The sequence below is a fragment of the Vreelandella zhuhanensis genome, assembly GCF_009793355.1.
GTDB lineage: Bacteria > Pseudomonadota > Gammaproteobacteria > Pseudomonadales > Halomonadaceae > Vreelandella > Vreelandella zhuhanensis.
The window spans coordinates 1-10,189 of the sequence record NZ_WTKP01000016.1 but is presented as its reverse complement, the minus strand read 5'-3'; the positions used below and the strand labels follow the sequence as shown (position 1 = coordinate 10,189).

10 protein-coding genes and 4 tRNA genes are annotated in these 10,189 nt (G+C 45.8%); 11 read left to right on the top strand and 3 right to left on the bottom strand.

Going from position 1 to position 10,189, the window contains the following annotated elements:
* Positions 1-114: 114 nt before the first annotated feature.
* The 11 genes from GPM19_RS15080 (at position 115) to GPM19_RS15030 (ending at position 5,926) form a co-directional block, all read left to right on the top strand.
* A tRNA-Gly gene (locus GPM19_RS15080) sits at positions 115-189 on the top strand.
* A gap of 16 nt (positions 190-205) precedes the next feature.
* Positions 206-281, top strand: a tRNA-Glu gene (locus tag GPM19_RS15075).
* 45 nt (positions 282-326) lie between these two features.
* Positions 327-401: transfer RNA gene (locus tag GPM19_RS15070), tRNA-Gly, on the top strand.
* Between the two features lie 195 nt (positions 402-596).
* Positions 597-1,538, top strand: a complete 942-nt coding sequence (locus tag GPM19_RS15065) for an ABC transporter ATP-binding protein (RefSeq protein ID WP_160419840.1) — start codon at positions 597-599, stop codon at positions 1,536-1,538.
* The gene (locus GPM19_RS15060; RefSeq protein WP_160419839.1) at positions 1,535-2,308 is read left to right on the top strand and encodes an ABC transporter permease; all 774 of its coding nucleotides are present in this window, start codon (positions 1,535-1,537) and stop codon (positions 2,306-2,308) included. The genes GPM19_RS15065 and GPM19_RS15060 overlap by 4 nt, the downstream gene beginning before the upstream one ends.
* Before the next feature lie 2 nt (positions 2,309-2,310).
* Positions 2,311-3,147, top strand: coding sequence for an NADPH-dependent 7-cyano-7-deazaguanine reductase QueF (gene queF / locus GPM19_RS15055; RefSeq protein WP_160419838.1), 837 nt, complete (start codon positions 2,311-2,313; stop codon positions 3,145-3,147).
* Between the two features lie 49 nt (positions 3,148-3,196).
* Entirely contained in the window at positions 3,197-3,757 is a 561-nt protein-coding gene (locus GPM19_RS15050; protein ID WP_160419837.1) for a nitroreductase family protein, read from the top strand.
* Positions 3,758-3,759: 2 nt separating this feature from the next.
* A complete protein-coding gene (locus tag GPM19_RS15045) occupies positions 3,760-4,281 on the top strand; it encodes a YiiD C-terminal domain-containing protein (RefSeq protein WP_160419836.1) in 522 nt (173 codons plus the stop codon).
* A gap of 92 nt (positions 4,282-4,373) precedes the next feature.
* Positions 4,374-4,461 (top strand) — tRNA-Ser (locus tag GPM19_RS15040).
* A gap of 670 nt (positions 4,462-5,131) precedes the next feature.
* Complete coding sequence (locus tag GPM19_RS15035) at positions 5,132-5,737, top strand: replication/maintenance protein RepL (protein WP_160419835.1); 606 nt, start codon at positions 5,132-5,134, stop codon at positions 5,735-5,737.
* A 9-nt stretch (positions 5,738-5,746) separates the two neighbouring features.
* On the top strand, positions 5,747-5,926 hold the full coding sequence (locus GPM19_RS15030) for a hypothetical protein (protein ID WP_160419834.1): 180 nt from the start codon (positions 5,747-5,749) through the stop codon (positions 5,924-5,926).
* A gap of 8 nt (positions 5,927-5,934) precedes the next feature.
* On the opposite strand, the gene GPM19_RS15025 is transcribed toward GPM19_RS15030, so the two are convergent.
* The 3 genes from GPM19_RS15025 to GPM19_RS15015 form a co-directional block, all read right to left on the bottom strand.
* The gene (locus tag GPM19_RS15025) at positions 5,935-7,323 is read right to left on the bottom strand and encodes a hypothetical protein (RefSeq protein ID WP_160419833.1); all 1,389 of its coding nucleotides are present in this window, start codon (positions 7,321-7,323) and stop codon (positions 5,935-5,937) included.
* Positions 7,313-7,708, bottom strand: a complete 396-nt coding sequence (locus GPM19_RS15020) for a plasmid mobilization protein (protein ID WP_160419832.1) — start codon at positions 7,706-7,708, stop codon at positions 7,313-7,315. The genes GPM19_RS15025 and GPM19_RS15020 overlap by 11 nt, the downstream gene beginning before the upstream one ends.
* 170 nt (positions 7,709-7,878) lie before the next feature.
* A complete protein-coding gene (locus tag GPM19_RS15015) occupies positions 7,879-9,393 on the bottom strand; it encodes a tyrosine-type recombinase/integrase (RefSeq protein ID WP_160419831.1) in 1,515 nt (504 codons plus the stop codon).
* Between the last annotated feature and the right edge of the window lie 796 nt (positions 9,394-10,189).

The window sequence follows — 10,189 nt, the reverse complement described above, 5'->3', positions numbered from 1 at the left end:
TCCCATTCGTCTAGTGGTCCAGGACACCGCCCTTTCACGGCGGTAACAGGGGTTCGAACCCCCTATGGGACGCCACTCCGGCTACGAGAAACTGCAATACCCAGTAGAAACAGCGCGGGAATAGCTCAGTGGTAGAGCATCGCCTTGCCAAGGCGAGGGTCGGGAGTTCGAATCTCCTTTCCCGCTCCAGTTTCTTCTTGATTATGTCCCATTCGTCTAGTGGCCTAGGACACCGCCCTTTCACGGCGGTAACAGGGGTTCGAACCCCCTATGGGACGCCATCTCGTCTTTGCAAGTACCCTTTGTAAGTACAAGCAGTTCGCGTTGCGGGAATAGCTCAGTGGTAGAGCATCGCCTTGCCAAGGCGAGGGTCGGGAGTTCGAATCTCCTTTCCCGCTCCAGGCGCCAAATATAACGTTTGTTCTTCTGCAGTATCCTATCATTTTCCCTGCTTTTTTCTCTTGCTGACCCCCCTGGTTAGCGGGACATTTCGCGTATTTACGATTCGAGTAACATGGCGGGCATGGCTTGAAAATGGCTGTTATGCCCCGATATTCAGGATTCCGACTGATAATTTTTGCTGACAGGACATGTTCATGGCCGAACCGGCACTGTCCATCCGTGGGCTAACCAAAGTCTACGGTAATGGATTTCACGCGCTCAAAGGTATTGACCTGGATGTCGAGCAGGGCGATTTCTTTGCGCTACTGGGCCCCAATGGCGCGGGTAAATCGACCACGCTGGGAGTGGTTTGCTCACTGGTGCAGAAAACCGCCGGCCGGGTAACGATCTTCGGTATCGATATCGACAAGGACTTTGCCAAGGCCAAATACCATCTTGGCGTGGTGCCGCAGGAATTCAACTTCAACCAATTCGAGAAGGTCGAAGACATCGTGCACGCTCAGGCCGGCTACTACGGCATGTCACGTGCCGAAGCCTTGCCGCGTGCCGAGCAGTTGCTCAAGGATTTGAGCCTGTGGGACAAGCGCCACGGCAGCGCCCGGATGCTTTCCGGTGGCATGAAGCGACGTTTGATGATTGCTCGCGCCCTGATGCACCGCCCCAAGCTGTTGATTCTGGACGAGCCGACTGCCGGAGTAGATATCGAACTACGCCGCAGCATGTGGGAGTACATGCGTCGTATCAACCGCGAGGAAGGCACCACCATCATTCTCACCACGCACTATCTGGAAGAAGCCGAAAGCCTGTGTCGCAATGTGGCGATCATCAATAACGGCGATATCATCCGTAACACCGGGGTGCGCGAGCTATTGGCGGAGCTTAATACCGAAACCTTCCTGATGGATCTGGCCCACCCCATTGAGAAGCTACCTGAGGTAAAAGGCTACGAGATACACCAAGTGGAGCCCACGCAATTGGCCGTCGTGATCGATCGTGGGCAGCGCTTGAATGATGTGTTCAAGGTGCTTAGTGAAGAGGGAATACAGGTAATTTCAATGCGTAACCGCAGTAACCGCCTTGAGGAGATGTTTGTGTCGATGGTCAAAGGCGGTCAGAACACGGAGGTGCGCTCATGAATGCCCGTCAGACACTGATCGCCCTGTGGACGCTGGTGCTCAAGGAGATCAAGCGTTTTACCCGAATCTGGCCGCAAACGCTGCTTCCACCTTCCATCACCATGACCATGTACTTCATTATCTTCGGCAACCTGATCGGTTCGCGCATTGGTGAGATGGATGGCTTCAGCTACATGGATTTCATCGTTCCGGGCTTGATCATGATGGCGGTGATCACCAACAGCTATTCCAATGTGGCCTCGTCGTTCTTTTCCAACAAGTTTCAGCGCTCGATCGAAGAAATGATGGTTTCACCGATGCCTAACTGGACCATTTTGATGGGGTTCGTGTTGGGTGGTATGTCGCGAGGATTGGGGGTGGGGCTGATCGTTACCCTGGTCTCGCTGTTTTTCACCCGATTGAGTGTCGAGCATGCCTGGCTGACCGTGCTGGTGGTGGTGCTGACTTCCGCGCTGTTTTCGATCGGTGGGTTCATTAATGCGTTGTTGGCTGATAAGTTCGATGATATTTCCATCGTGCCGACCTTTATCTTGACGCCATTGACGTACCTGGGCGGGGTTTTCTACTCGATCTCCATGCTGCCGGATTTCTGGCAGGGCGTGTCGATGCTCAACCCCATCCTCTACATGGTCAACGTCTTCCGTTATGGCTTCCTGGGGGTCTCGGATATCCCCGTGGGCTGGGCGCTGACTGCTATCTTTGCTTTCATTACGGTGCTGTTCGGCGTGGCCCTGTGGATGTTGGAGCGCGGCAAAGGCATCAGGAGTTGAACATGACACATGAGCGTCCCGATACACTGGCGAATGCTCCTTTGGGCCGTGATACCGCCTACCCGGAGCGTTATAATCCCGCCTTGCTGTACCCCATTGCGCGTGCTGCCAATCGCGCGCCACTGGGTATTGAAGAGGGCGACTTGCCTTTCGTGGGCGAGGATGAATGGCATGCCTTCGAGATGTCCTGGCTCAACGCTCGCGGCAAACCGCTGGTGGCGGTGGCACGCTTCCGGTTATCGGCCGACTCGCCCAATCTGATCGAGTCCAAGTCCTGGAAACTCTACCTGAACAGCTTCAACCAGACCTGTTTTGAAAACCGTAATGCGGTCATCAAGATGTTGGAGCAGGATCTTGGCGTGGCCGCTCGCGCTCCGGTGAGGGTAGAGTTAGTCGATGTGGACGACGAGACGCTGACGCCGCGCCCACTGCCTGGGGAGTGTCTGGATGGGCTGGATATTGCAGTCAGCGACTACACGCCCAGCGCAGAGCACTTGCAGGTAGGCGACACCATCGTCGAAGAAACGCTTTATTCGCACCTGCTCAAGTCCAACTGCCCGGTAACCGGCCAGCCCGACTGGGGGAGTGTGTTGATCCGCTATCGCGGCCCCAAAATCGAACGTGAAGGGTTGCTGCGCTATATCATCGGTTACCGCCAGCATCAGGATTTCCATGAGCATTGTGTCGAGCACATCTTCTGTGACCTGATGTCGCGAGCGAAGCCGGAACGGCTGCTGGTGTTGGCGCGTTACGTTCGCCGTGGCGGGCTGGATATCAGCCCCTGGCGGGCAACGCCCGGCGAACGACCGCCTGAACCGCTACGCCTGGCGAGACAGTAACTCGATAGGGTAAAGTCACACCGCGATCACCTTTCAAGCTGGAGGCAGGATGGATGCGATAACGCTGTTGCATGAGCGCAGTTCCATGGGCAAGTTGAGGGCACCGGCGCCATCGCCCGAGCAATTGGAGACCATCTACCGCGCCGCGCTACGCGCCCCCGATCACAAGGAGTTGCGGCCTTGGCGGTTCATAGAATTCAGCGGCGAAGGGCTCGAGCGTCTGGGCGAGCTGTTTGCCGAAGCCGAATTTCATGAGGACCCGCATGCCAGCGATAAGCTCCTGGATTCGGCGCGCAAAAAACCGCTGCGTGCCCCCATGGTGATCGCGGTCATCGCCAAGGTGACGCCGGATATTCCCAAGGTGCCCAAGATCGAGCAGGTGATTTCCGCCGGCTGCGCCGCTCACGGTATTCTGCTGGCTACCCATGCATTGGGTCTGGGCGCCATGTGGCGCAGTGGCAAGTACGCCTTCGACCCCACGGTGCGCAAGGGCCTGGGGCTGGACGAAGACGACGAGGTGGTGGCCTTCATTTATCTGGGCACGCTCGGGGGGCGGCACAAGCCAATACCCACCCATCAGATCAGTGACTTTGTCGAACGTTGGGATTAAGCATGACAGTGACTAGCCGCCAACCCGGCATTCCTCACCCACGCTTGGCGCTGCCTAGCACTCAAGCCCCGGAAGACCTGAAGGCCTTCCAGCGCTGGCTGAATGAGGCGATTCCCATGGTCTCGCAGCTGGGTATTCAAGCTATGTATCAACAAGACGATGGGCTTGAATGGCAGCTGGCGTTGGCACCGAATCTCAACGACAAGGGCACGGGTTTCGGCGGCGCATTAACCGCCCAGGCGACCTTGCTTGGCTGGTGCTGGGTCACGCTATGGCTGCGCCAACAGGGCCTGGCCCGGGATGTGGTGGTCGCTGAAGCCTCGCAGCGCTTCCTGGCGCCGGTGACCCAGGATTATCGTCTGCGCTGCCAGCCCAGCGAGGTTGACGGGCCACAGCAGCTCCAAAAGCAGTTGCGTGAACGGGATAAAGGACGCATTCAACTCACCCAGCAGCTCTACTGCGGCGAAACCCTTTGCCTGGAAGCGTCCGGCAATTATGCCGTCCTGCCTCAACCCCCGGCATAAGCCAGAAAAGGCTTGTCATTTCGTAGCTTAGTCGTTAGGATATGCGCCGTTCCGTTGAGAAAGCCAAGTGCTCAAAAGCGGAGCGAAAATGCGGAGGGGTGTCCGAGTGGTCGAAGGAGCACGCCTGGAAAGTGTGTAAGCCGCAAGGCTTCGAGGGTTCGAATCCCTCCCCCTCCGCCAGAATTAAAAAATCCCCGTAAATCAATAGATTGCGGGGATTTTTGTTTTTCGATTTGTCCCAAACTTTTGTCCCAAAAATTACCCTTCCTGGAAGCGGTTCTAAGCCATTTCGTAACCCAACCCTGCCTCGTTATTACTTTCGCCCACAAAACCGCTCAGGTGAGCTTCTGAGAGGTTTCTGGCTGTCTAGACTGCTTCCCATTACGAAAGCCAAAGGATTAACATAAGAGAAAGCCAATTCCTCCTTGCTCAATAACCCCAACCGAAGGGCGGGAGTGGATCGAAAACAAAAAAATGCCCGCCCTGGCGGGCTGTGGCTTGTTTTCAATAAAAAAAGGGTCATAGAAGACCATATAAATAGGTCGTTTTTGAAAAAATTCATTATTCAAGCAGTCTTACAGGAAATATGAAAATCAAGACTTGTAAGACTTACAAGTTAACTTGTAAGATTTACAAGATTACCACAGCATAAAAGACCATATAAATAGGTCGTTTTTGAAAAAAGTCATTATTCAAGCAGTCTTACAGGAAATATGAAAATCAAGACTTGTAAGTCTTACAAACTAACTTGTAAGACTTACAAGTTTTAGTTTTTTGTGATATAATAAAAAAAGCACTCCGGGCAAGAGTGCTTTAATTTCAATTACTGATAAATAAGGATATAGATTATATGGATGATTATAACACAAAACAAGAAAATAGCAACAATGAAGAAAATAAAATCGGTGGTTTTTATCGTGGATTTTTTCTTCACGGTCAAAATAAGGGGAGTTATACTATGGGACTGGAAAAATATGAAACAAAAATCAGGAAAAAAATACTTCAACTAAAGTCTGAAAAGAAAAATGCAACAGATGACGAACACAGAAAAAGTATTGAAAAAGAGATTTTATTTTTAAAAACAAAACTCATAAACAATACTGATAATGCTTTATACAACTACTTAACGAATAGAGTAAGCAGACAAAACACAGTTAATATGAATAGAGTAAAGAAAACACAAAAGGCAATAGCAGAAGAGCTAGGACTTGAGCAATCTGCGGTTTCAAAATCTTTCAAAAAGCTAAAAGAATTACATATAATAGATTTTAAGAAATCAGGATCAGCTTTTGAAAAAATTGAAATCTCACCCCGTATTTTATGGAAAATGGACGTTAAGATTCACAGAAAAACTATAGGGGAACTAGATAACTTGGGCGGTAATCCTAATTTTAGAAATGACCCTTTTGAAATTGACCCAGACTATTTAAAGCCACCTGCTAAGACAGCAGCTTAAGGTGGTGATATGGAAAATATGCTTTGCGATTTATTCAGTGAAAAACCAAGTGATACTACCAGGGTAATCGAGGGTGGTATTGTATTGAAGGTGGAAGGGGATGGCTTCGTGTATTATAACAAGCAAGCCATTCTTGAAAGCAAAAATGAGTTATTGAAAGAAGAAATGCTTAATATAGGGGGCGAATGATGCCCCTCTTACATTGAAAAGCCTTGGTCGTTTTTTTGGCTTTTCTTCTTGGTTTTTGATTTTGAAGTCTCCATTGATACCTCTTTTTCTATTTTTTTATATTTATCGAAATTCTCCATCCTCATCAATAAATTTCCTTTTAATCGTTTATTAACTTCGTTAACAATCTCTCCAAATACTCCATTTTCTCCAAAAAATCTATTGAAAGTTCTTTCTCTATCTTTTCTTGCTTCTTCATAACTTCTTTTACACTGTTCGAGATTTTTATTCTTCTTGACTTTGCTATTTCTTGATTTTTCCTTAGTTGCTGGTTTTCTTCTTTCAATTCCTTCATTTCGCTTTTCAATATCTTGTTTTCTTTCTCTATGTTCTCCATCCTTTTCTTCTGTTCTTTCATAAAGTTTGAAATCGCTTCCTGCATATACTTGTCCATAGTTAATCTCCTTATTATACTGTTTTTTCAACTGTTCTTTTTTGTGTTCCATATGCTCTTTATATTTTTCTCTTTGAGCTTCAATTTTTTTAAATCTTTCGTTCTCGTATCTTTCCATTAACTCTTTTCTGTAATCATCATTTGAAAACTGCTTATAATCTGCCTTTTCTTCAAAAAGAGCACCTTTTAATCGTGCTGGTTTATTTGTCAGCGGATTTATAACTGATATAGCTGTTTTCGTTTGCCTTGAAACTTCTAAACTTTTTTCTTTTTCTAAATAATCAATTAATTCGTTTCTATCTGAGAGTTTGCCGTTTAGAGCCATTACTTCTATTTCTTCGGTTAATTCTTTTTTAAAATCTCTTCTTTTTGCTTCTTCGCTGTTAAAGTCAATGGGTTTATACTCATTAAAAAACTCAGGTATAAAAGCCCTTTTTTTATCAGGTGAGTTAGGGTCTGAAAATCCATTTTCAAAATTAACAATATCTTTCCAAGTATTAACTCGTGTTAAATCTGCTTTATGATAGTAAGGAGTTAAACTTTTTCCGCTTCTAATTTCTTCTTTCGCAAAAAGAAAATTGAGTTCTATGTTGCTTTTATCTTCGTGTAAAATCCAAACACCACAATATTGGTCCTTATCTAACCCAGGAAAAAGTGTTTCTTCAAAACCATCCATAATTTCTTGTAATTTTTCCTCAACTGCTTTCTCACTACCAAACTTCTTTATTAAATCCTCTCTGCTTTCCTCAAAATATAAACCTCCGCTAGTGTATTTACCTGCTTGATTGCCATAACCAACAATATGTTCGAAAGCATCAGGTGAACCATCAAGCAGAACGGGCTTAAAAGCTCGCTCCTGGCCTTTGTGATCTTTATTGCCAAGTAGGTAGCCAGTAGCTCCTTTCGCGGCTCTAAGCGGGTTTTTTGGCGGTTTTCGACTGCTTCCTCTGAAATTAACTAACATCGATCACCTCCACTTCCTCAAATCCTGCTATTAGAGCTTCAATGGCTTCTCTGATTTTCACAATTTCACAGTGAACAGCGGTCACATCACCAAAATCGCCTTCTTTCGCAATAGTGTTAATGTTTCTAGTTATCTGGTTGAGATTAGTGCCTATGCCAGTGAAAGCACGAATTAAAGCGGGATCAGGCTTTGATTGCCTGATATTCCAGTGCTTACCATTAGAAGATGTTTTAAAGGCTTGAAAAGTCGTTTCTCGCATTATGGTAGCCATTGGCTTTCCGTATGTCGTGGAGAGCTCTTTCATCTTCTGATATTCGCTTTCATTAACCCTAACTTTTATAAGTTTTGTTCTGTTGTTTTTTTCTTTTTCGTTTTCAATATCCATTTTAAACTCCTTTTTATTTTTGGATCTTCCGTGTTGTCATCAACAAAGGGGATTAAAGGGGATTAAAGGGGAATTTCCCCTTTACCAGCTTGTGTAGGGGCCGAAGGGCCCGGAACAATATGCTGGCTTAATACCACCTTTTGAAACTACATTATAACATATAATTATATTTAAATGTTTTTAAGAGTTTTGATTGCCTCTAATTTCTGTTTTGCACTTGCTCCCTCACTGTATATATCAAACGTGACTGTTCCTGTTTCGTGACCAACAATAGATGCGATTACCAAAGGTTTTACATCATTGTGTTGCAGTGCAGTAATAACCGTTTTACGGATGCTGTGAAATACATAGCGAGAATCATATCCAAGCTCTCTTTTGATACGTCCAAAAGCCTTACTTATTGAATCTGAGCGAATACCATATTTATTACCACCTGAGCTATAAATTAAATAGCCATCTTTATCTGCATTTTTAACTAACTGCTCAATAAGTGGTTTTAAATTATGATGGATGGGTATTTTTCTAATGCTCGCATCTGTCTTTCCTTCTTCAATATAAAAACTCAAAATGCCACTTTCAGCTACGATATGATTTTTTTTGAGTTTACATATCTCTTCAATTCTACATCCTGTTAAACCAGCGATTTTGATAGCATAAGCGACTTGATGTTTTTGCTTCGATATAGCGATATCATATAACTTTTTTACTTCCTCAGCCTTGAAAGCCAATCGTTTTTCTTCCTTTTTCTTGCCTTTTTTATTGTTATTTGGTAATTCGTGCCCCAGAAAGGGGTTGTCTCTTGAATCAAATCGGTTTTTATAGTCTTGATCGTATTTTGAAGCCCATTTATGAAATCCAGATCCTGAATGTATATGGTTTTGCTTAGTTTTTGTCTGAACTTCATCTAAGCTATCTAAAAATTGCTGATAGTTTTCAAAAGATAGATCTAAATTGTTTTTTTCTAGATAGTTTTTTAAAACCTTTAGCTTTGAAACATAGCTATCAACTGTCTTTTTTGATAACCCTTTAACTTCTATTTGATGTTTAGCGAAAGCATCGAGACGTGCTGAAGTAAAGGGCGACTTCGGTGAGTAGCTATTTGGCTCGATGAAAACATCAGTAATCTGTTTTGCTTGTTTTTCGCTATAACCAGATTTTTTAGAAAAAAACTTATTTTTTATGACTAAAAATTCTTCTGTGGTTTTTAAGAAGTCGGCAACTAAATCTGTATTCTGTTTGCCTTCTTGGTCATAAAATCGACTACCTGCTTCATAAAATCTGAGTCTCCAAGCTTTCGCTTCTTCAGGTTTGTTTTTGAAAATTATCGAAATGTCTGAATCGAAAATCTTAATAAAGCTAAGAGCATTTTCTTTTGTAAAAAGCTTTTCACCGCGAACGTGCTTCAACAATGTCGATTCAAAAAAACCGTTAAGGGTTTCACTAACCCTTTTTTGAAGATGCAACTCATTCTCAAGTTCTTCAGCATCAATTCCATTCCTTGATTTGCTTATAACCGTTTTCCACTCCGCTAGCACTGGTAGCTTTCTGATGTGTGCTTCTGCTTTGTTGCCTGTCTTCAATGATTTCGTAAGCTTCCGACGATTGCCAAAGGCATGGCGAACGTCTGCGGGTATCTCTAGACGAACGTGCCAAGTCGAGCCCTTCAAAAGTAGGTTATCTGCCATGTGGTTCCCGCCAATTTGTCCCAAAGATTTGTCCCAAAATATCAGGAAACCGCCGTATATCAAGCATTTCAACGGGCTAAACGGTGAATCGGATAGTCCCTCCCCCTCCGCCAAGAATTCTAATTAAGCCGCTGATTTCAGCGGCTTTTTTGTGTCTGGTGTTTCGTCAGCCCATACTTCAGCCCATACTTTGGTTTTGGCTTTCACTGAAACGTACAGGATGCTGTTGGACGGCTTCCCCCTCGGTCTCTTATCAGGCGCCACCTCTGGGTCATCTATTATCTGGTTGAGAGAGCTCGATTGGAGCGGACATCCTGATAAGTCTCTCACTGCTATTGCCCGAGTCCATCGTGTGGACGAATCCGCCATTGAGCTGGCGATATGGCTGCCAAAAAACAGACCGTGGTGTCGTGCAGTTTCAAGTGATTGGCCGCCAATTTCGCTGGCCTGCGTGAAGCACCGCACCCATGTTGTACGCGCTGGGTGGAAGTTGCGCATCATCACATCAGCTTTCTATGGTTGAAACGTCACAAGAGAACGATATTGAATAAATGCTGGCGAACAGGTTGCAAAGGAGGAAAATGCGCTAGGGCGGGCTGGGGAAGGTATCGGTGAGTAATTGAGTCAATGGATTGCTCCTCTTGCAGTTACCAGCGACCTCGGGAACGGTAACTGGATGGTCAGGTAAATAAGCGCTTACGATAACAAAACCTTGTATACCTATTCAGGCGAAGGAACATGGCCGCTTTGCACTTCAACAAGCCAGTGGGCATATAGCACAGCTTCCTGGTTGTCG